General features: G+C 68.9%; 2 pseudogenes. One reads left to right on the top strand and one right to left on the bottom strand.

Annotated elements, in window-relative coordinates:
* Positions 1–381: pseudogene (locus J0695_RS44570) on the bottom strand (GDP-mannose 4,6-dehydratase); the annotation flags it as partial.
* Here J0695_RS44570 and J0695_RS44575 point away from each other — a divergent pair.
* Positions 298–501: pseudogene (locus J0695_RS44575) on the top strand (GDP-mannose 4,6-dehydratase); the annotation flags it as partial. The pseudogenes J0695_RS44570 and J0695_RS44575 sit on opposite strands and share 84 nt — an antisense overlap.

The raw sequence follows: 501 nt of genomic DNA on the forward strand, positions 1-501 counted from the left end.
CGCGTCGGTCATGATGCGAGCCAGTTCCGGGGTGAGGACGGTGGGCCGCCAGTCCAGATCGCGCTGCGCCTTGGAGGCGTCGCCGATCAGGTCGGGGACCTCGGACGGCCTCAAGTACCGCTCGTCAAAACGTACATGGCGCTCCCAGTCCAGGCCCGCGTGCTCGAAGCAGAAGGTGAGGAAGTCGCGGACGCTGTAGCTGGTGCCGGTGGCGACCACGTAGTCGTCGGCGGTGGGGGTCTGGAGCATGCGCCACATCGCGTCCACGTACTCGGGCGCGTATCCCCAGTCGCGGCGGCCCGGATCGCCCGCGGCGAGCAGAAGTTCCTGCACCTGGGCAATCTGGAGGCGCGCCGCGACTGGGGATACGCGCCCGAGTACGTGGACGCGATGTGGCGCATGCTCCAGACCCCCACCGCCGACGACTACGTGGTCGCCACCGGCACCAGCTACAGCGTCCGCGACTTCCTCACCTTCTGCTTCGAGCACGCGGGCCTGGAC

Source organism: Streptomyces beijiangensis (genome assembly GCF_017315755.1).
Taxonomy (GTDB): Bacteria; Actinomycetota; Actinomycetes; order Streptomycetales; family Streptomycetaceae; genus Streptomyces; species Streptomyces beijiangensis.